This is a genomic window from Achromobacter deleyi, assembly GCF_013116765.2.
GTDB lineage: Bacteria > Pseudomonadota > Gammaproteobacteria > Burkholderiales > Burkholderiaceae_B > Achromobacter > Achromobacter deleyi_A.
The window spans coordinates 6,179,568-6,200,298 of sequence record NZ_CP074375.1 but is presented as its reverse complement, the minus strand read 5'-3'; the positions used below and the strand labels follow the sequence as shown (position 1 = coordinate 6,200,298).

The following is a 20,731-nucleotide window of genomic DNA, read 5'->3' as shown; positions in this document are numbered from 1 at the left end:
GCTATTCCTCGGTGTAGGTGAAGCGGCGGGCCAGCGCGACCAGCAGGGTTTCCAGCAGCAGCCCCACGATGCCGATCACGAAGATGGCGATGACGATGTGTTCCACCTTCATGTTGTTCCACTCATCCCACAGCCAGAATCCGATGCCTGTGCCGCCGGTCAGCATTTCCGCGGCCACGATCACCAGCCACGCGGTGCCGATAGACAGCCGCACTCCGGTCAGCATGTAAGGCAGCACCGCGGGCAGCAGCACCTTCGTGGTGACCTTCCATTCCGACAGGTTCAGCACGCGCGCCACGTTCAGATAGTCCTGCGGCACGCGCGACACGCCCACGGCCGTGTTGATGATCATGGGCCAGATCGAACAGATGAAAATCGCCCAGATCGCGGCCGGGTTGGCCGCCTTGAACAGCAGCAGCCCCAGCGGCAGCCAGGCCAGCGGCGAGACCGGACGCAGCAGGCTGACGATGGGCGAGAACATGGCGCGCACCGCCGCGTAGCGGCCGATGGCAAAGCCCACGGGAATGCCGATCAGCGCCGCCAGGCCAAAGCCCAGCGCCACGCGCTGCAATGAGGCCAGCAGGTTCCAGCCTATGCCCTTGTCGTTCGGACCGTTGTCATAGAACGGGTCGGAAAACAGTTCCACGGCCGCGTGCCAGGTGACGCCGGGCGTGGGGATTTCCGGTATCCGCATCGCCACCACCTGCCAGACCAGCACCAGCAGCGCGAATCCGGCCACCGGCCCCACCACCGCCTTGAGCGCGGATTCCAGGCGTTCGCGCCACAGTGCGGCGAACTCGTCGCCACGGCGCATGCTTGTTACGGTAGACATTGCGAGTCCCCTTTTCGTATCGGCGCTCAGGCCTTGACCTTGAAACCATCGGCATAGGCCGCGGGATTGCTGCCGTCCCAGACCACGCCGTCGATCAGTTTCGAAGCCCGCATGTCGCTGGCGGGAAGCGCCACGCCGGCGGCTTGCGCGGCCTGCTTGTAGACATCGATGCGGTTGATCTGCCTGGCCGTCGCCAGGTAATCGGGATGCTCCTTCAGGAGCCCCCAGCGCTTGTGCTGCGTCAGGAACCACATGCCGTCGCTCAGGTAGGGGAAATTGGCGGAGCCGTCGGCGTAGAAACGCATGGCGTGTTCGTCCGTCCACTTCTTGCCCAGCCCGTCGTCGTAGTGGCCCAGCATGCGGTCCACGATGCCGCTGGCGTCCGTGTTGACGTAGGACTTGGCGGCGATGGTTTCCGCCGTCTTGCGGCGGTTTTCGGGTGAGGCGTCGATCCATTTGCCGGCTTCGAGAATCGCGGCGGTGACGGCGCGCGCCGTATTCGGGTTGCGCGACACGAAATCGGCGCTGGTGCCCAGCACCTTTTCAGGGTGGTCCGCCCAGATGCCTTGGGTGGTGACGGTGGTGAAGCCGATCTTGTCGAGGATGGCGCGCGCCCCCCACGGCTCGCCCACGCAATAGCCATCCATGTTGCCCACGCGCATGTTGGCCACCATCTGTGGCGGCGGCACGGTGATGACCTTGGCGTCCTTCATGGGATTGATGCCGTAGGTCGCCAGCCAGTAGTACAGCCACATGGCGTGCGTGCCGGTGGGAAAGGTCTGCGCAAAGGTGTATTCGCGCTTGTCGGACGCCATCAGCCTGGCCAGCGACTCGCCGTCGCGCGCGCCCGCAGCCAGCAGCTTGTTCGACAGCGTGATCGCCTGGCCGTTCTGGTTCAGGTTCATCAGCACCGCCATGTCCTTCTTCGGCCCGCCGATACCCAGGTGGACGCCGTAGACCAGGCCATACAGCACATGCGCCATGTCCAGTTCGCCGTTCATGAGCTTGTCGCGCACCGCGGCCCAGGAGGCTTCCTTGGAAGGCGTGATCGTCACGCCGTACTTCTTGTCGATGCCCAGCACCGAGGCCATCACGACCGAGGCGCAGTCGGTCAGCGGGATGAAGCCGATCTTCACCTCGGTCTTTTCCGGCGCATCGGTGCCGGCCGCCCAGGCGCCAGCGCGCACCAGCGGGTCGACCAGGGACAGCAGGCTGGCGCCGGCCACCGCGCGCGCCGTTCCGCTCAGCCATTTGCGGCGTCCGGCGTTGGCGGTCATGTCGCCGCGAGCGGCGTCGGTCGAGGGGCTACGGGTCACTGGCGTCATGCATGGCTCCTGAGAAGTAAGCCCCCACGCTGCGCACGCTTTGCGTGCCAGCGGCCCCCGAAGGGGAGTTTTCCAGGGGCGGCCTGGCAAAAAAAAACGTCCCGCACGCCACGGAATCCATCCGAAGGCGCTGCGGAACGTCGTTGTCCCTTGCCGCGTATTGCGGCGCGTTGCGTCGGGCGACCGCCGTTGGCCGCCCCGTTTTCACTTAAGCAAACGCTGTGCCAAGTGCGATTGCGCCGTTCCGTATTCAGTCGAAACCCACGCCGCCGCTGGCTTTGCGCTGTTCGCGGGGATTGCCGTCCCACCCCTGAAAACAGGGCGCGAACCAAGTTGGTGCGCAATTGATTGCGGCGGTGCACCATCCGTGTGCGGCCCGCGCCCCGCCGTCGTGCGCGGGCCGGGAGCCCCGCGCGCCGCGCCGATGGCACGGAACTTGCATCAGTGAAACCATCAGGGGGGTCTCATGCTGAAGGTCATGCTGCTGAACGATGGCGAAGGGCGCGCGGCGTCGCTGCGGCAGACGCTTGCCGCGGCCGGCGTGCATGTCGTGGCGGAAGTCGCCCCGGGCATGGACCTGGCCGCCAGCATTGCCCAGGCCGCCCCGGACGTGGTGCTGATCGACAGCGACGCCCCCGGGCGCGACACCTTGGAAAACGTCTGTGTGGCCAGTGAACACAGCGATCGCCCGGTCGTGATGTTCACCGACAACGGCAACCGCGAAACCATACGTACCGCTTTGCGCGCCGGCGTCGCCGCCTACGTGGTGGGCGATGTGCCCGCCGCCCGGATCGAGCCGCTGCTGACGGTGGCGATTGAACGCTTCGCCATGGAAAAGTCGCGCCGCGAGGAGTTGCGCGAGGCCCAGCTGCGCCTGGCCGACCGCCAGTGGGTGGAGAGGGCCAAGGGTATTCTGATGAAGGCGCGCGGCATCCCCGAGGACGAGGCGCACCGCCTGTTGCGCGAGCGGGCCATGCAAAGCCAGAAGCGCTTGGGCGAGGTGGCCCGCGAGGTCGTCGAAATGAGCCAGTGGCTGGGCAGCGCCTAGGCCGGTTCGTTCGCACCCTAATAAGTTATGGCTATATGGAATAAAGAAATCAAAAGTTGTGGGGATGAAAGCCCGTCCCTATGATCGACCCACATTGAGCCGGGTACGCCCGAGGCTGGCATTCATGAAGCTTTTCCCGATTTTTGCCGATCTGAAAGACCGGCTGGTACTGGTGGTGGGCGGCGGCGCCGTCGCCGAACGCAAGACGCTCGCCCTGCTGGAGGCCTGTGCCGACGTGGTCGTGGGCGCGCCCGAGCTGACGCCCGCCCTGGCCACGCTGGCGGCCGAGGGCCGCATCCGCCACCTGCAGGGGCTGTTCGACCCCGCCTGGCTGGAAGCCGTCTGGCTGGTCGTGGCCGCCACCGACGATCGCGCGACCAACGCGGCGGTATCCGACGCCGCACAGGCCCGCCGCATCTTCAGCAACGTGGTGGACGATCCGGAACTGTCGTCGTTCCAGGTTCCGTCCATCGTCGACCGCTCGCCCGTCATCGTCGCCATTTCCTCCTCGGGCGTGGCGCCCGTGCTGGCCCGCCGCATCCGCGAACGCATCGAATCGCTGTTCGACCACACGCTGGGCCAGCTGGCCGGCCTGGCGGCCAGCTACCGCAAGCGCATCCGGTCCAGCCACCCCGACCTGGGCGCGCGCCGCCGCTTCTATGACTGGCTGCTGGACGGCCCGGTGGCCGGCTTTTTGCGCCAGCAGCAGCCGGCGCAGGCCGAAGCGGCGCTGGCCGCCGCCCTGGCCGCGCCGCTTGCCCCGGCCGCGGGCAGCGTGGTGCTGGTGGGCGCGGGCCCCGGCGATCCCGGCCTGCTGACGCTCAAGGCCTTGCGCGCCCTGAACGAAGCCGACGTGATCCTGTATGACCGGCTGGTCAGCGACGAGGTCATGTCGCTGGCGCGCCGCGACGCCGAACGCGTGCCGGTGGGCAAGCTGCCCGGTGAAAACCATCACGCGACCCAGGCGCGCATTCATGCGCTGCTGGTCGAGCATGCCCGCGCCGGCCGCCGGGTCGTGCGGCTCAAGGGCGGCGACGCCTTCATTTTCGGCCGCGGCGGCGAAGAACTGGAATATCTGCGCGCCCATGGCGTGCGCTATGAAGTGGTGCCCGGCATTACTGCTGCCCTGGCCTGTGCGGCCTATGCCGGCATTCCGCTGACGCACCGCGAGCACGCCCAGTCAGTCCGGCTGGTCACGGCGCATTGCCGCGAAGACGAGGACAACCTGGACTGGCCCGCGCTCGCCCGCGAAAAGCAGACCCTGGCGTTCTACATGGGGGTGGGCCAGCTTGACCTGCTGACCCAGCGGCTGCTGCGCCACGGCAGGTCGCCGGGGACGCCGTTCGCGCTGATCGAAAACGGCAGCCGGCCCGAACAGCGCGTGCTGTCGGGCACGCTGGAGCAGCTGCCGCAACTGGCCCAGGCACACGCCATCCGGTCCCCTGCCCTGCTGATCGTGGGCGAGGTCGCCGGACTGGCGCCGCAATTGCACTGGTTTGGCCAGCACCTGGACGGCCGGCCGCAGCGGCTGGCCGCGTAGCGGCGGGCGTTATTCCGCCTTTTGCGTCGTGCCGAAAATGCGGTCGCCGGCGTCGCCCAGGCCCGGCATGATGTAGCCGTGCTCGTTCAGGCCGTCATCGATGGACGCCGTGTAGATATGCACGTCGGGGTGCTTGGCCAGCACGGTGTCGATGCCTACCGGGGCGGCAACCAGCACCAGCGCACGGATTTCCTTGCAGCCGGCGCGCTTGAGCAGGTCGATGGCCGCAACCATCGAGCCGCCGGTGGCCAGCATCGGGTCGACGATCAGCGCCAGGCGCTGGTCCAGTTCGCCCACCAGGCGTTCCAGATAGGTATGCGCTTCCAGCGTCTCTTCGTTGCGGGCCACGCCCACGACACTGACCTTGGCGCCCGGGATCAGGCTGAGCACCCCGTCCAGCATGCCGATGCCGGCGCGCAGGATCGGCACCACGGTGACTTTCTTGCCGGCGATCTTCTCCACCTGGACCTGGCCGCACCAGCCTTCGACGGTGGCGGGAGCCAGCGGCAGATCCTTGGACGCTTCATAGGTAAGCAGCGCGCCCACTTCCTGCGACAGTTCACGGAAGCTCTTGGTACTGAGGTCGGCGCGACGCATGATCCCGAGCTTGTGGCGGATCAGCGGATGGCGGATTTCGTGCACGGGCATGTGCGTAACTCTCCAGAATATGGGGTAGACAGGGGTTTTCGCCTCAGGAGGAACCGGAACGGCGCGACGCGGGCGCGTCGGCCGCTGGCAAGCCACACCTGAGGATCGTAATCGGTTTAAGGCCCCACGCGTGCGCGCCCTTCGCAAGAATTGCCGCCCCGCCTTCGGGGGCAGCAAGCGCACAACGTGCGCGCAGCGTGGAGGTGCACATTCATTGTTCGGCGAGCCAGGCGATAAGGGCGTCGTCGAAGGCGCGGACGGCGCCGGCCTGTTCGTGGTTGACGATGCTGACGACCACGTAGCGCTTGCCGCTGGCCCCCAGCACGTAGCCGGCGATCGAGCGCACGTCGCGCAAGGAGCCGGTCTTCAGGTGGGCCATGCCCAGGATGCCGTCGCCCTTCAGGCGGCGGCGCACCGTGCCGTCCACCCCGGCGATCGCAAAGGATGAAATGTACTCCGGCATCACCGGCGAATTCCAGGCCACGGTCAGCATGGACGCCAGGCTGTCCGCGGATACCCGGGCGTCGCGCGACAGGCCGGCGCCGTTGTCGATGACCAGTTCCGGCATGTCCAGGCCCTGCTTGGCCAGCAGTCCCTTGGTCACGGCCTCGCTGCTGCTGACGGTGGACGGCCGGCGGCCGCGCTCCGCGCCCAGCGTCAGGAGCAGGGTCCGCGCCATGACGTTATTGCTGCGCTTGTTGATCTGGCGGATGGCCTCGGCCAGCGTCGGCGAGTCATGGGAGGCCAGCACCACCGCATCGGGGGGAACCATGCCGGAACGGACCTGCCCCTTGAACGTGCCGCCCAGCTCCTTCCAGAGCATGCGGAACACCTCGGTGGCGTAGTCGGGCTGGGAAAGCGCCAGCCGGTACAGGCTGAATTCGCCGCAGGAGCCGGCCACCTTGCCGTTCACGCGGATGGTCACGCCTTGCTGGGTGATGAGGGGCTCGGTCGTGACCACGGGGGGGCCGGGACAGCGGACGTCGCTCCATTCCACACGGCCTTCGATCTTCAGGCCAGGCAGCGGCGGATCGATCAGCGGCACCCATTTATTGGCGACGGGATCGGGCGTGAACAGCAGGCGCAAGGCGCCAAAGCCCACCATCAGGGCATCCGGGCTGGCGTTGTAGGCCCGATCCGGCGCGCCGTCGAAGGCGCCGGGATCCGTGGCCACCTGGCCGAAGATGCTGCGGTCGATCACCAGATCGTTGATCTGCTTGACCCCGCGCAGCCGCAGCTCACGCAGCAAGGCCCACAGGTCCTGCAGCAGGAATTGGGGGTCGCCTCCGGCGCGCAGGTACAGCGGACCGCTCAGCACGCCCTTGGCATCGGGCCGGGCGCCCGGCGCCGTCATGAACTCGGTGCGCCAGACATAGTTGGGGCCCAGCTCGGACAGCGCGGCCCAGGTCGTGACCAGCTTCATCACCGACGCGGGATTGCGGGATTCCTTGGCGTTCAGCGCCACCAGGCGCGGGCCGCCGACTTCCTGCACCACCAGGGACAGGGAACTGTCGGGCAGCTTGCTCGCCTTCCAGGCGTTGACCACATTGGGCGGCAAGCCCGGGACCTGCGCAAAGGCGGCGCCCGCGGCCAGGCCCAGCAGTCCGCCGGCCAGCCATCGCTTCAGTCCGCCCACACGCTTGTTCGCTTGTCCCGTCATGCCATGCCCACCCGGTTGCTCGTCCAGCAAAACCGAGAGCATACAAAACCTGGGACGGTTACGGGCGGCCCAAGGCCCCCCGCGGCGCCGTCCGCCCGCTTTTATTTCTGCAGCCGCCACTTGCCGGACGCGACCGTGGCCATGACCAGCGCGCGCTCGTCCAGCCCGTTGTGGTCGGTCGGGCTCATGCTGACCACGCCGGTTGCCGTGGGCAGGTTCTTGACGCTCTCCAGCGCGTCGCGCAGCGCGGCGCGGAATTCCGGCGTGCCGGGCTTGGCCGACTTCAGCGCCATGGGAATCGCCTGTTGCAGCAGCAGGCCCACGTCCCAGGTGTAGGCGGCAAAGAGCGATACGCTGCCCGGACCGTTGGCGGCCTCGTACTTCCTGGCAAAGGCCTGCGCCGTGGCCTTGACCGGATTGTCGTCCGGCAACAGGTCCGCCACCATCACCGGCCCCACCGGCACCCAGGCGCCCTCGCAGGCCGTGCCGCAGACGCGCAGGAAGTCGTTGTTGGCCACCCCATGGTTGAAGTAGATCTTGCCCTGGAAGCCGCGTTCGCGCAGTGCCCGGGCCGGCATCGCGGCGGGCGTGCCAGAGGCGCCGACCACCACCGCGTCCGGCGCCGCGCCGACCAGCTTGAGCGTCTGGGCCACGGCGGACGTGTCGGTGGGCGCGAAGCTCTCCTTGCCGACCACCTCGATGCCGTGCTTCTTGGCCGCCTTCTCGATCTCTACCCAGAATGTCTCGCCCAGGGCGTTATTGAAGCCGATGAAGGCCAGTTTCTTCACGCCGCTGGCGGCGGCGTGGCGCGCGATGCCCTCCGCCATCAGCGAATCCGAGTGCGGCGTCTTGAATATCCAGCGGCGCTTGTCGTCCACGGGATCGATCAGCCGGGCCGAGGACGCCAGGGTGATCACGGGGGTGGCGCCCGTGGCCACCGTATCCAGCATGGCCATGGTGTTGGGCGTGGTGGTCGACCCGACGATCAGGTCCACCTTGTTTTCGGAGATCAGCTTGTGGGAATTGCTGACGGCGCGAGTCGTGTCCGATGCGTCGTCCAGCACCACATATTCGACCTTCACCCCGCCGATCTCGCTGGGAAGCAGGCTGATGGTGTTGCGTTCGGGTATGCCCAGCGACGCCTGGGGTCCGGTCGTGGACAGGGTGGCGCCTATCTTCACCTGGGCCAGCGCGGGTGCGGCGGCCACGGCCAGCAGGCCCGCCAGCGCGGCGGCCGTGAGGGAGCAACGGGGGGTCATGCGCAGTCTCCTTGTCTATGCGGATATCGTTATGGATAGCGCCGATCCGCTACGGCTTAGAACACGGTTATACGGCGGAAACCGCGCCTTGCGGCGGGAAAAACGATGGAGCGGGGAACCCCTCGTTCCGCCCCTATTAACTGTCCCCTTTACAATAGCCGGTTGCCCCGAGCCCGCCCGACCGGCCTGGCTTGCCTTTGCAGGGCCCGATCCCTCTGATCCAGATACCCGCGTGACCCAGTCCTTCACCGTTTCCGATTTCAATTACGACCTGCCGCCCGAGCTCATCGCGCAGGCGCCCGCGGCCGAGCGCACGGGCAGCCGCCTGCTGCACCTGGATGGCGCCAGCCAGCTGCACGACCGGCAGTTCGCCGATCTGACCGCGCTGCTGCGGCCCCACGACCTGCTGGTGTTCAACGACACGCGCGTCATCAAGGCGCGCCTGGCGGGCCACAAGATCACTGGCGGCAAGATCGAGGTGCTGGTCGAGCGCATCACCGAAACCGACCGCGTCCTGGCCCATGTGCGCGCCAGCAAGTCGCCCGGAGCGGGGATGGTGCTGCGCCTGGCCGACGCCTTCGAGGCCACCGTGCTGGGCCGCGAAGGCGAACTCTTCGACATCCGCTTTCCCGGCCCCGTGCTGGAACTGCTGGACGCGCACGGCGCCACCCCGCTGCCGCCCTACATCACGCACGCGGCCGACGCCGGCGATGACGACCGCTACCAGACGGTCTACGCCCGCGAGCCCGGCGCGGTGGCGGCCCCCACCGCCGGCCTGCACTTCGACCAGCCCACGCTGGACCGCCTGTCCGAGCTGGGCGTGGCGCGCGCCTTCGTCACCCTGCACGTGGGCGCCGGCACCTTCCAGCCCGTGCGCGTGGACAACCTGGCCGATCACATCATGCACGCGGAGTGGTTCACGGTGCCCCAGGCCACCGTGGAGGCCATCGCCGCCGCCCGCGCCCAGGGCGGCCGCGTGATCGCCATCGGCACCACCAGCGTGCGCGCGCTGGAATCCGCCGCCGCCCAGACCGAGGGGCGCACGGCCCCAGGCCTGCCGCTGGCCGCCGCCCAGGGCGACACCCGCCTGTTCATCACCCCCGGATACCAGTACCGTGTCGTGGACGCCCTGGTCACCAACTTCCACCTGCCCCAGTCGACCCTGCTGATGCTGGTGTCGGCGCTGGCTGGCGTCGAGCCGATCCGCCGCGCCTACGCCCACGCCGTCGCCCAGCGCTACCGCTTCTTCAGCTATGGCGACGCCATGTTTATCGAAACCCCTGCCCCATGACCGGACTGAACTTCGAACTGCTAGCCACCGACGGCGGCGCCCGCCGCGGCCGCATCACGCTGAACCATGGCGTGGTCGAGACCCCCATCTTCATGCCCGTGGGCACCTACGGCAGCGTCAAGGCGATGATGCCGCACGAGCTGAAGGAAATCGGCTCGCAGATCGTGCTGGGCAACACCTTCCACCTGTGGCTGCGCCCGGGCACGGAAATCATGGAAAAGCACGGCGGGCTGCATGGCTTCATGCAGTGGGACAAGCCCATCCTGACCGATTCCGGCGGTTTCCAGGTGTTCAGCCTGCAAGGCATGCGCAAGATCACCGAGGAAGGCGTGAAGTTCGCCTCCCCGATCGACGGCGCGCGCCTGTTCCTGACGCCGGAAGAGTCCATGCGCATCCAGCGCTCGCTGAATTCCGACATCGTCATGGTGTTCGACGAGTGCACCCCCTATGAAATCGAGGGCCGGCCCGCCACCGTCGAGGAAGCCGCCCGATCCATGCGTATGTCGCTGCGCTGGGCGCGCCGCTCGCGCGAGGAATTCGACCGCCTGGAAAACCCCAACGCCCTCTTCGGCATCGTCCAGGGCGGCATGTACGAGTCGCTGCGCGACGAATCCCTGGCCGGGCTGCAGGACATCGGCTTCCACGGCTACGCCATCGGCGGCCTGTCGGTCGGCGAGCCCAAGGAAGACATGATGCGCATCCTGGCGCACGTGACGCCCAAGCTGCCGGCGCAGGCGCCCCGCTACCTGATGGGCGTGGGCACGCCGGAAGACCTGGTCGAGGGCGTGAGCCGCGGCGTGGACATGTTCGATTGCGTCATGCCCACCCGCAATGCCCGCAACGGCTGGCTGTTCACCCGCTTCGGCGACGTCAAGATCCGCAACGCCAAGTACCGCGACGACACCCGCCCGCTGGACCCCAGCTGCGGCTGCCACACCTGCGGCAATTTCTCGCGAGCCTACCTGCACCACCTGCAGCGCGCCAACGAAATCACGGGCGCGCGGCTGAATACGCTGCACAACCTGCATTTCTATCTGACTATCATGAAGGAAATGCGGGAAGCCATCGCCGAGGGCCGTTTTGACGCCTGGCGCGCCCAGTTCGCCGCGGACCGCGCCCGCGGGATCGAGTAGCCGGGGGGCAGCAGGCGCGCGTGGCGCGGGGCTTATTTTTGCAGGGGGGCCTTTTCCCCTGGGGTTTTGCCCCCATTTGACCCGGCAGGTCGCCGATTGATGGGCAGCCGCCCGGCGCATGGGAAGACACCCTAGTTAAAGGCTGGCTATAACCTATATACAATAGTCGGCTTGCCCTATCCATGGCTCGCGCGGGGATGGGCGCATAAAAAACATAGCTATAAACCCAAACAGACTCAAACGCAGGAGAATTCAATGTCCGTTATCGATACCGCCAGCCTCGTCGTGGCCCAGGCCGCTGCCACCGAGGGTAATGCGTTGATGGGCATGCTGCCCATCATCCTGATGTTCGTGATCCTCTACTTCCTGATGATCCGTCCGCAGATGAAGCGCCAGAAGGAACACCGCAATCTGATCGCCGCCCTGGCCAAGGGCGACGAAGTGGTCACCGCCGGCGGCATGCTCGGCAAGGTCACCAAGGTCAACGACAGCTACGTCACGGTTGAAGTCTCCGAACTGGCCGACAAGCCCGTCGAAGTCATCATGCAGAAGTCCTCGGTTTCCACCGTGCTGCCCAAGGGAACCATCAAGGCCCTGTAAGCGTCCCACAAGAGCCCCATTGGGGGCTCTTATGCTAGATGGCGCCTACCGCCGCCCGCCGCGCTCGCCGCCCGGGCGGCCCTTTCATCTCTTTTTACATGAAGTAGCCGGCAATGAACCGCTATCCCCTCTGGAAGTACATTACGGTCCTGGTCGCGGTCATTATTGGCCTGCTGTACACGCTTCCCAATTTCTACGGCGAATCCCCCGCCGTCCAGGTTTCCAGCGCCAAGGCCACCATCAAGGTGGACCCGGCCATGCTGAGCCGCGTGGAGCAGATCCTGGCGGACGCCAAGATTCCCCACGAAGGGGCCTATTTCGAATTGAATGGCACGCTCGGCACCGTGCGCGCCCGCTTCCCGTCGACCGATGTGCAGCTGCAGGCCCGCGACCTGATCGAAAAATCCCTCAACACCGTCCCCGGCGATCCGCACTACACCGTGGCGCTGAACCTGCTGCCCGCCTCGCCTCCGTGGATGCGCGCGATGGGCTGGTTCGCCCCCAAGCCCATGTATCTGGGCCTGGACTTGCGCGGCGGCGTGCACTTCCTGCTGCAAGTCGACATGCAGGGCGCCCTGACCGCCCGCTATGACTCGCTGGCCGCCGACGTGCGCTCGGTGCTGCGCGACCAGAAGGTCAACGTGGCCGGCGTCGAACGCTCGGGCATGGGCATCGCCGCCACCTTCGCCAACACCGACGACCGCGACCGCGCCATCTCGACCCTGCGCGGCCGCCTGCCCGACCTGGAATTCACCGAACGCGAAGAAAACGGCAAGCAGCTGCTGATGGCCGCGCTGAACCCGGCCGCCGTCACGCGCGTGCAGGATTCCGCGCTGAAGCAGAACATCAACACCCTGCACAACCGCATCAACGAACTGGGCGTGGCCGAACCGGTCATCCAGCAGCAGGGTTCGGACCGCATCGTGGTGCAGTTGCCCGGCGTGCAGGACGTGGCCAAGGCCAAGGAACTGCTGGGCCGCACCGCCACGCTGGAAATCCGCATGGTCGACGACTCCCCCGCCGCGCAAGCCGCGCTGCTGGGCAACACCGTCCCCTTCGGCCTCGAGCGCTACAACGACCGCGACGGCCGTCCCATCCTGGTCCGCCGCCAGGTCATCCTGACCGGCGAGAACCTGCAGGACGCCCAGCCCGGCCGCGATTCGCAAACCCAGCAGGCCGCCGTCCACCTGACGCTGGACTCCAAGGGCGCGCGCATCTTCCGCGACGTCACCCGCGACAACATCAACAAGCGCATGGCCATCCTGCTGTTCGAAAACGGCAAGGGCGAAGTGGTCACGGCGCCGGTCATCCGCGGCGAAATCGCGGGCGGCCAGGTGCAGATCTCGGGCAGCATGAGCTCCGAGGAAGCCGCCGACACCGCCCTGCTGCTGCGCGCGGGCGCGCTGGCGGCCCCGATGTCCATCATTGAGGAACGCACCATCGGCCCGAGCCTGGGCGCCGACAACATCTCGAAGGGTTTCTATTCGACGCTGTACGGCTTCCTGGCCATCGCCGTGTTCATCATCCTGTACTACCACCTGTTCGGCGTGTTCTCCACGATCGGCCTGACGCTCAACGTCCTGCTGCTGCTGGCGCTGCTGTCCATGCTGCAGGCCACGCTGACCTTGCCAGGCATCGCGGCCATCGCGCTGACGCTGGGCATGGCCATCGACTCGAACGTGCTGATCAACGAACGGATACGGGAAGAACTGCGGGCGGGAGCCACGCCACAGCAAGCCATCCATCACGGTTTCGAACGCGCCTGGGGCACCATTCTTGACTCGAACCTCACCACGCTGATCGTGGGCCTGGCGCTGCTGGCCTTCGGCTCGGGCCCGATCCGGGGCTTCGCGGTGGTTCACTGCCTGGGCATCCTGACCTCGATGTTCTCGTCGGTGGTGGGCGTACGCGCCCTGGCCAACCTGTACTACGGCCGCAAGAAGAAGCTCACCACGATCTCCATCGGCGAAGTCTGGAAACCGAAGGCAAACTGAAATAGGGCGGGCGGCGCAAGCCGTCCGCCACAGAAAAGAACCGAAGGCGAAAAATGGAATTTTTCCGGATTCACCGCACCATCCCGTTCATGCGCCATGCGCTGGTGCTGAACATCATCAGTCTCGTCACGTTCATACTGGCGGTCTTCTTCATCCTCACGCGCGGCTTCCACCTGTCGATCGAATTCACCGGCGGCACGGTCATGGAAGTCAACTACGCCCAGACGGCGCAGCTTGAAAACGTGCGCGGCGTGGTCTCCAAGCTGGGCTACACCGACTTCCAGGTGCAGAACTTCGGCACCTCGCACGACGTCATGATCCGCCTGCCCCTGCAGGAAGGCCAGACGTCGGCCACCCAGAGCGAAACCGTCATGGCCGCGCTCAAGACCGCCGACTCCGGCGTGGAGCTGCGCCGCGTCGAGTTCGTGGGCCCGCAGGTGGGCCAGGAACTGCTGCACAACGGCCTGATGGCACTGCTGGTCGTGGTCATCGGCATCATGGTCTACCTGGGCTTCCGCTTCGAATGGAAGTTCGCCGTCGCCGGCGTGATCGCCAACCTGCATGACGTGGTGATCATCCTGGGCTTCTTCGCCTTCTTCCAGTGGGAATTCTCACTGTCGGTGCTGGCGGGCGTGCTGGCGGTGCTGGGCTACTCCGTGAACGAATCCGTGGTCATCATGGACCGGATCCGCGAGAACTTCCGCAAGTACCGCAAGGCGGACGTGCATGAAGTCATCAACAGCGCCATCACGCAAACCATCTCGCGGACCATCATCACCCACGGTTCGACGCAGATGATGGTGCTGGCAATGCTGTTCTTCGGCGGCCCCACCCTGCACTACTTCGCCATGGCGCTGACCATCGGCATCTGGTTCGGCATCTACTCGTCGGTGTTCGTCGCCGCCGCGCTGGCCATGTGGATGGGCGTCAAGCGCGAAGACCTGATCAAGCCGGTCAAGAAGGACGGCGAGGAAGGCGAAGCCGCCTGATCCCTCCATGGCTTCAATGCAAAACCCGTCGCTCGCGACGGGTTTTTCTTTTGGTTCGCCGGTTGGAAGCCATGGGCGCCGCCTCCGGCTACGGTCCATACGAATAGCCCCATCGCCCTATATGCGGATACCTTGACCGCTTTCGCCGCGAGGCCGGTTGATTTATATATCCGAACAGGTATATTCATGAGCAAGGGCGATCCGAAGACGCTTCATTGGGAAGGTTCATCCAGGAAAGACTTCAAGGCATTCCCTGTACGCGTGCAGAAAAGCATGGGCATGAGCCTGCATACCGTCCAGTGCGGCCGCTGGCCCGATTCAGTCAAACCCTGGAAGGGACTGGGACCGGGCATTTATGAACTTGTCGAAGACGAGCAAGGCAGTACTTACCGTGCGGTGTATGCGCTGCGGATAGGTGACGCCATCCATGTACTGCATGCATTCCAGAAGAAGTCAAAATCTGGCATTGGCACCCCCCGGCCAGACATCGAACTCATCGCCAGCCGGCTGAAGCGGGTTTTGGCTCGTTACCGCCCGAACAGGAGTCCCCCATGACGCGCAGCACCACCAGCGGCACCAAGAACGTTCTTTACGACCTCGGTTTCGAAGACGCCGCCGAACTGACCGCAAAAGTCCAACTGGCCATCAAACTCAACGACTTGATCGACCACCGGGGCCTGACACAGACCGACGTGGCCGCGCTGACAGGCATGACACAGCCGAAAGTATCCCAGATACGCCGCTACAAGCTCCTGAACATTTCCCTGGAAAGACTGATGCAAGCGCTGGTCGCCCTGGACCAGCGCGTGGAAATCCGGGTCCGCAAGGCGCGGCAATCCGACACTGCCGGCATCACGGTCAGCGCTTAGCTTCGCCACTGTACCGCCAGCTCTTGATCCAGTGTACGGGTACGAGTTCGCGCGAATTCGTTACCATGACCACACCATGAAACTCACCATCGACCACATCGTCATCGCCGCGGCGGACCTGGCCAGCGGCACGGAATATGTCGCCGGCATCCTGGGCATCGCGCCGCAGGGCGGCGGCGCCCATCCACGCATGGGCACCCATAACCGGGTGCTGGGCATGGCGGGCGGCGTCTACCTGGAAGTGATCGCCATCGATCCGGACGCGCCCCCGCCTTCCCGCCCGCGCTGGTTCGGGCTGGATCATGGCGCCGTGCGGGCGCGCCTGGAGCAGGGCCCCTTCCTGGCCCATTGGGCGGCGCGGGTCGAGGCGCCCCTGGACCTGACGCGCATGCAGGCGGAACATCCGGACCGCATCGCGCCCGTCGTCCCCATGACGCGCGGCGACCTGCGCTGGCGGCTGACCGTGCCCGACGACGGCAGCCTGCCCGCCTGGCGCGAAGCCGGCCACAGCGCCGGCGACGGGCTGCTGCCCACGCTGATCCAATGGGACGTGGAAGACTACCCGGGCGTCAGCCTGCCGCGTCAGCCGCTGACCCTCAAGCGGCTGGCCGGCCGCCATCCCCAGGCCGCGCTGCTGCGGCAGGGGCTGGCCTGGATGGGCACGGACACCCTGATCGACATCGAGCAGGCTGGCGGCCCGCCACGCCTGACGGCGCAAATCGAAACCGCGGAAGGGCTCAAGACCCTGGCTTGAGCGCGTCCGGCGCGTCCGCTCCGGCCACGCCGGCAACGCGCCCCCGCCCCTTTACAACAATCCGATCCGGAGACACCCCATGCCCGCCACCCGCAAGCGCTTCGACGACGAGCCCTATCTGGGCCAGTGCGAAGCCGCCGTCATCGCAGTCCACCCCGAAGGCGTCGAACTGGACGAAACCGTCTGCTATGCCCGCAGCGGCGGGCAAGCGGGCGACAGCGGCACGCTGACCCTGGCGGACGGCCGCGTCCTGGCGCTGACGGACACGGTCTACGCCGACGACCGCCAGCGCATCCTGCACGTCCTGGATGGCGACGCGGTCCCGCAGGTCGGCGACCGCGTCACCGTCGCCATCGACTGGCCGCGCCGCCACCGGCTGATGCGCCTGCACACCTGTCTGCATCTGCTGGGCTCCCTGGTGCCCGCGCCCGTGACCGGCTGCAGCATCTCCCCGGATTCCGCGCGCATCGACTTCGACCTGCCCGAGTCCACGCTCGAGAAAACCGACCTGACGGATCGCCTGAACGCCCTGATCAATACCCGCGCCGACGTCGGCATCACCGGCATCACGCCGGAGGAGCTGGCGGCGCAGCCGGATCTGGTGCGCACCGTGGGCGCCGCGCCCCCGGCCGGCACCGCCACGATCCGCATCGTCGAGGTCCCCGGGGTGGACCGCCAGCCTTGCGGCGGCACGCATGTGGCCAACACCGGCGAAATCGGTGCGGTGGTCATCACCAAGATCGAGAAAAAGAGCCGGACGAACCGTCGCGTGGTCGTCGCCTTCGCCTGAAGCGGGCGGCCCGGCGAAAAAAAGGGCCGCTTTCGCGGCCCTGCTTGTACCCGGCTTGCAGGCTCAGGTCTTTTTCAGCCAGCGCCACGGCGCGCGCAACGGCCATTGATACTTGCTGCACAAGACGCGCGGCGCCAGGACGTGCCCGACGAGCACGGCGATGCCGGCGGCGGTCATCACGTCGGACAGGTAGTGGTCCAGGTTCACCAGCCGGCTGACGGCCACCAGCGCGGCCAGCAGCAGGAACACCCAGCGCCAGCGCGGCGCCAGGATGCCGAGCACGACGGCCACGGCGAACGCCGCATAGGTATGGCTCGAAGGAAAGGAATTGAACTGCTGGACGCGCGAAAAGGACTCGCCCAGGCCGTAGATGCCCTTTTCGAAGAACAGTTCGGGGCGCGCCCGCGCCACCGAGCGCTTGAGCACCAGCACGATCAGCCCGCCGACAGCCATGGTGGACAGCATCAGCAGGCTGCCGCGAGCCATGGCGGCATAGCTCATCCGCACCGGATTGCGCCAGCCGCGCGCCAGCCCGACCAGGCCGATCACGTAGAAGGCCAGCGCCACGCCGATGTAACGCCCGCTTTCGCCAAGTTCGCCCACCCATTCGAAGGACTGGTCGACGCCATCCGACACCGATTCTTTGATCCAGATGGCCAGGGGCAGGTCCACCCACAGCGCGCAGGCGCCGGCCGCCAGGGCGAGAGCCAGGCCCAGCAGCAGCCACGTCGACCGCGAGAACGGGTTGCGGACTTCGTCCGGCACCGGCAGGCCAGTCGCGGCAGTGGCCGCGGGAGCAGCCAGCGGAGGCGTCAGGGGATTGGAATTCATCAGTACCGCGCAGGGAAAATGGGGAACCATTACTGGCGGCTGAAAGCCCGCCAGCGCGCTATCGTAACGGCAGCCACGAGCCAGGCCAAGAAACAATTCTCTCGCAACGGTTAAAATTCGCTCTTTCCTACCTTTCAGCCCCCGGGATCTACACCCGTTACGGCGACCATCATGCAAGAAACCTCCCTCAAGCGCGCGGGCATCCCCCGCGACGGCGGCAACGCCGCCCTGCCCTCCGCCGACGTCGGCTCCCCCCGCAAACTGTACATCCGCACCTTCGGCTGCCAGATGAACGAGTACGACTCGGACAAGATGGCCGACGTGCTGCGCGGCGACCAGGGGCTGGAACTGACCGACAACCCCGAAGAGGCGGACGTCATCCTGTTCAACACCTGTTCGGTGCGCGAGAAGGCGCAGGAAAAAGTCTTCTCGGACCTGGGCCGCGTGCAGCACCTGAAGAAGACCAACCCGAACCTGGTGATCGGCGTGGGCGGCTGCGTGGCCAGCCAGGAAGGCGAGGCCATCGTCAAGCGCGCGCCCTATGTCGACGTGGTGTTCGGCCCGCAAACGCTGCACCGCCTGCCCGACCTGATCAAGCGCCGCCGCGACGAAGGCCGCTCGCAGGTGGACATCAGCTTCCCGGAAATCGAGAAGTTCGACAACATGCCGCCCCCGCGGGTGGACGGCGCGACCGCGTTCGTCTCCATCATGGAGGGCTGTAGCAAGTATTGCAGCTTCTGCGTCGTGCCCTATACGCGCGGCGAGGAAGTCTCGCGCCCCTTCGACGACGTGCTGATCGAAGTGGCCGACCTGGCGGACCAGGGCGTGAAGGAAGTGACTCTGCTGGGCCAGAACGTGAACGCCTACCGCGGACGCATGGCGGACACGGACGAGATCGCCGACTTCGCCATGCTGCTGGAGTACGTCCACGAGATCCCGGGCATCGAACGCATCCGCTACACGACCTCGCACCCCAAGGAGATGACGCAGCGCATGGTGGACGCCTATGCCCGCCTGCCCAAGCTCGTCTCGTTCCTGCACCTGCCGGTGCAGGCGGGCAGCGACCGCGTGCTGGCCGGCATGAAGCGCGGCTACACCACCCTTGAATTCAAGTCCGTGGTGCGCCGCCTGCGCGCCGCGCGTCCGGACCTGACGCTGTCCTCGGACTTCATCGTGGGCTTTCCCGGTGAAACCGAGGAAGACTTCGAAAAGACGATGAAGCTGATCGAGGACGTCGGCTTCGACACCTCGTTCTCGTTCGTGTATTCGCGCCGTCCCGGCACGCCCGCCGCCGATCTGGCCGACGACACCCCGCAGGACGTGAAGCTGCGCCGCCTGCAGCGCCTGCAGGCGCTGATCAACGAGCAGGCGGCAACCATCGCCCGCAACATGATCGGCACGCGCCAGCGCCTGCTGGTGGAAGGCCCCTCGCGCCGCGACCCGAACGAACTGATGGGCCGCACCGAAAACAACCGCATCGTGAATTTCCCCGCGCCCGCGCGGCTCATCGGACAAATGGTCGACGTCGTCATCACCGAGGCGCACACGAATTCGCTGCGCGCCCGCGTGGCCGATGTGGACCGCAATTTCCAAGAGGCTGAATGACCACTTCCCGCTCCCGCGCGCGTCGCAGCATGCCCGCCGTCGTCACCCTGGACGGCGACAACACCCACCTGGCCAATCTCTGCGGGCCGCTGGACGAAAACCTGCGGCAGCTTGCCGACGGCATGAACGTCAAGCTGTCGCGCCGCGGCAGCCGGGTCACGATTGAAGGCGAGCTGGCCGAACTGGCCGGCCGCGTGCTGCGCCGCTTCCACGACCAGGCCGTGCATCGTGCCCTGTCGATCGACGACATCCAGCTGGGGCTCGTCGAGATCGGCGTCGGCCGGCAGGAGGAAAAGCTGAAGGAAGAGCAGGCGCAGGAAGCAGACCCGCTGCCCGCCCTGGACGACGAAAGCGACGGCATCGCCCTGCGCACCAAGCGCAGCGACCTGCGTCCGCGCACGCCTCGCCAGCGCGACTACCTGAACAACATCCTCAAGCACGACATCACCTTCGGCGTCGGCCCCGCCGGCACCGGCAAGACCTGGCTGGCCGTGGCCTGCGCGATCGACGCCATGGAGCGCGACACGGTGCAGCGGCTGGTGCTGACCCGTCCGGCCGTCGAAGCCGGCGAACGCCTGGGCTTCCTGCCCGGCGATCTGGCGCAGAAGGTCGACCCGTACCTGCGCCCGCTGTATGACGCGCTGTACGACCTGATGGGCTTCGAGAAGGTGCAGCGCCTGTTCGAAAAGCAGACCATCGAGATCGCCCCGCTGGCCTATATGCGCGGCCGTACGCTGAACCACGCCTTCGTCATCCTGGACGAAGCGCAGAACACCACGCCGGAACAGATGAAGATGTTCCTGACCCGGATCGGCTTTGGCAGCAAGGCCGTCATCACCGGCGATCCGTCCCAGGTGGACCTGCCGCGCGGGCAGGACAGCGGCCTGGCCCATGCCGTGAAGGTGCTGCATGACGTGCAGGGCATCGCCACCACCCGTTTCACCAGCCGCGATGTCGTGCGCCACCCCCTGGTCGCCCGCATCGTCGACGCCTACGACCGCGCCTCCGAAAATGAAGCCTGAGCTGTCCCTTGCCGTCCAGTATGGGGTGGAAGAAGCCCGCCTGCCCCGCTGGCGCCTGCGCCGCTGGGCGGAACGCGCGCTGGCGGGCGCGGCCGAAGACGGCCTGGTCGGTTTCTCGGCCGCCGAACTCAGCCTGCGGCTGGTGGGCACGGCCGAGGGCCGGCGCCTGAACCGGGAATTCCGGGGCCGCGACTACGCCACCAATGTGCTGACGTTCGAATACGGCGTGGACCCGCTGGGCGTTGCCCGCGGCGACATCGTGATGTGCGTGCCGGTGCTGGTGCGCGAGGCCCGCGAGCAGCGCAAGGCGCTGCTGGACCACGCCGCCCACCTGACCATCCACGGCGTGCTGCATTCGCTGGGCTATGACCACATCAAGGCTCGCGACGCCAAGCGCATGGAAGCGCTGGAAACGGCCACGCTGGCCAGGATGGGCATCACGGACCCCTACGTCGCGCCCTGAATCGGGACCACCGGGTCTACCCTGAGAAATTGTCCGAAAATGGCGTGCAGCAAGGCGCAGATCGCGTCGGTTGCACCC

20 protein-coding genes are annotated in these 20,731 nt (G+C 66.7%); 14 read left to right on the top strand and 6 right to left on the bottom strand.

The window, feature by feature from the left end; genetic code table 11:
- Position 1: 1 nt before the first annotated feature.
- Both ntrB and HLG70_RS28145 read right to left on the bottom strand, forming a co-directional pair.
- Entirely contained in the window at positions 2-832 is an 831-nt protein-coding gene (ntrB, locus tag HLG70_RS28150) for a nitrate ABC transporter permease (RefSeq protein ID WP_171667106.1), read from the bottom strand.
- Between the two features lie 26 nt (positions 833-858).
- Positions 859-2,109, bottom strand: a complete 1,251-nt coding sequence (locus HLG70_RS28145; RefSeq protein ID WP_419144799.1) for a CmpA/NrtA family ABC transporter substrate-binding protein — start codon at positions 2,107-2,109, stop codon at positions 859-861.
- A 514-nt stretch (positions 2,110-2,623) separates the two neighbouring features.
- Here HLG70_RS28145 and HLG70_RS28140 point away from each other — a divergent pair.
- Entirely contained in the window at positions 2,624-3,205 is a 582-nt protein-coding gene (locus tag HLG70_RS28140; protein ID WP_171667108.1) for an ANTAR domain-containing response regulator, read from the top strand.
- A gap of 124 nt (positions 3,206-3,329) precedes the next feature.
- Complete coding sequence (gene cysG, locus HLG70_RS28135; protein WP_171667109.1) at positions 3,330-4,745, top strand: siroheme synthase CysG; 1,416 nt, start codon at positions 3,330-3,332, stop codon at positions 4,743-4,745.
- A gap of 9 nt (positions 4,746-4,754) precedes the next feature.
- Here the strand turns inward: cysG and upp are convergent, their stop codons facing one another.
- The 3 genes from upp to HLG70_RS28120 form a co-directional block, all read right to left on the bottom strand.
- Positions 4,755-5,393 (bottom strand): uracil phosphoribosyltransferase, encoded by a 639-nt coding sequence (gene upp, locus HLG70_RS28130; RefSeq protein WP_171667110.1) that lies wholly within the window; start codon positions 5,391-5,393, stop codon positions 4,755-4,757.
- A gap of 211 nt (positions 5,394-5,604) precedes the next feature.
- Positions 5,605-7,053, bottom strand: a complete 1,449-nt coding sequence (gene dacB / locus HLG70_RS28125) for a D-alanyl-D-alanine carboxypeptidase/D-alanyl-D-alanine endopeptidase (RefSeq protein WP_171667215.1) — start codon at positions 7,051-7,053, stop codon at positions 5,605-5,607.
- A gap of 101 nt (positions 7,054-7,154) precedes the next feature.
- Entirely contained in the window at positions 7,155-8,312 is a 1,158-nt protein-coding gene (locus HLG70_RS28120; RefSeq protein ID WP_171667111.1) for an ABC transporter substrate-binding protein, read from the bottom strand.
- A 232-nt stretch (positions 8,313-8,544) separates the two neighbouring features.
- Between HLG70_RS28120 and queA the strand changes: the two genes are divergently transcribed.
- The 9 genes from queA (at position 8,545) to HLG70_RS28075 (ending at position 16,732) form a co-directional block, all read left to right on the top strand.
- A complete protein-coding gene (gene queA, locus HLG70_RS28115; RefSeq protein WP_171667112.1) occupies positions 8,545-9,603 on the top strand; it encodes a tRNA preQ1(34) S-adenosylmethionine ribosyltransferase-isomerase QueA in 1,059 nt (352 codons plus the stop codon).
- Complete coding sequence (gene tgt, locus HLG70_RS28110) at positions 9,600-10,736, top strand: tRNA guanosine(34) transglycosylase Tgt (protein ID WP_171667113.1); 1,137 nt, start codon at positions 9,600-9,602, stop codon at positions 10,734-10,736. The genes queA and tgt overlap by 4 nt, the downstream gene beginning before the upstream one ends.
- 255 nt (positions 10,737-10,991) lie before the next feature.
- Positions 10,992-11,336: a preprotein translocase subunit YajC gene (gene yajC, locus HLG70_RS28105; protein ID WP_171667114.1), complete on the top strand. Its 345-nt coding sequence runs from the start codon at positions 10,992-10,994 to the stop codon at positions 11,334-11,336.
- 113 nt (positions 11,337-11,449) lie between these two features.
- Positions 11,450-13,330 carry a protein translocase subunit SecD gene (gene secD, locus HLG70_RS28100; RefSeq protein WP_171667115.1) on the top strand — a complete coding sequence of 627 codons (1,881 nt, stop codon included), beginning with the start codon at positions 11,450-11,452 and terminating at the stop codon, positions 13,328-13,330.
- 53 nt (positions 13,331-13,383) lie between these two features.
- Positions 13,384-14,319 carry a protein translocase subunit SecF gene (gene secF / locus HLG70_RS28095; RefSeq protein ID WP_171667116.1) on the top strand — a complete coding sequence of 312 codons (936 nt, stop codon included), beginning with the start codon at positions 13,384-13,386 and terminating at the stop codon, positions 14,317-14,319.
- 186 nt (positions 14,320-14,505) lie between these two features.
- The gene (locus HLG70_RS28090) at positions 14,506-14,874 is read left to right on the top strand and encodes a type II toxin-antitoxin system RelE/ParE family toxin (protein WP_171667117.1); all 369 of its coding nucleotides are present in this window, start codon (positions 14,506-14,508) and stop codon (positions 14,872-14,874) included.
- Positions 14,871-15,188 (top strand): helix-turn-helix domain-containing protein, encoded by a 318-nt coding sequence (locus HLG70_RS28085; protein WP_171667118.1) that lies wholly within the window; start codon positions 14,871-14,873, stop codon positions 15,186-15,188. The genes HLG70_RS28090 and HLG70_RS28085 overlap by 4 nt, the downstream gene beginning before the upstream one ends.
- A gap of 76 nt (positions 15,189-15,264) precedes the next feature.
- Positions 15,265-15,942: a VOC family protein gene (locus HLG70_RS28080; protein WP_171667119.1), complete on the top strand. Its 678-nt coding sequence runs from the start codon at positions 15,265-15,267 to the stop codon at positions 15,940-15,942.
- A gap of 79 nt (positions 15,943-16,021) precedes the next feature.
- Complete coding sequence (locus HLG70_RS28075; protein ID WP_171667120.1) at positions 16,022-16,732, top strand: alanyl-tRNA editing protein; 711 nt, start codon at positions 16,022-16,024, stop codon at positions 16,730-16,732.
- A gap of 63 nt (positions 16,733-16,795) precedes the next feature.
- Here the strand turns inward: HLG70_RS28075 and HLG70_RS28070 are convergent, their stop codons facing one another.
- Positions 16,796-17,563: a phosphatase PAP2 family protein gene (locus HLG70_RS28070; RefSeq protein ID WP_171667121.1), complete on the bottom strand. Its 768-nt coding sequence runs from the start codon at positions 17,561-17,563 to the stop codon at positions 16,796-16,798.
- A gap of 171 nt (positions 17,564-17,734) precedes the next feature.
- On the opposite strand from HLG70_RS28070, the gene miaB reads away from it, so the two are divergent.
- From miaB to ybeY, 3 genes are read left to right on the top strand one after another with little or no spacing between them, the layout of a single operon-like run.
- Positions 17,735-19,168: a tRNA (N6-isopentenyl adenosine(37)-C2)-methylthiotransferase MiaB gene (miaB, locus tag HLG70_RS28065; protein ID WP_171667122.1), complete on the top strand. Its 1,434-nt coding sequence runs from the start codon at positions 17,735-17,737 to the stop codon at positions 19,166-19,168.
- Complete coding sequence (locus tag HLG70_RS28060; protein WP_171667123.1) at positions 19,165-20,190, top strand: PhoH family protein; 1,026 nt, start codon at positions 19,165-19,167, stop codon at positions 20,188-20,190. Before miaB ends, HLG70_RS28060 begins: the two co-directional genes overlap by 4 nt.
- The gene (gene ybeY, locus HLG70_RS28055) at positions 20,180-20,653 is read left to right on the top strand and encodes an rRNA maturation RNase YbeY (RefSeq protein WP_171667124.1); all 474 of its coding nucleotides are present in this window, start codon (positions 20,180-20,182) and stop codon (positions 20,651-20,653) included. The genes HLG70_RS28060 and ybeY overlap by 11 nt, the downstream gene beginning before the upstream one ends.
- Positions 20,654-20,731: the final 78 nt, after the last annotated feature.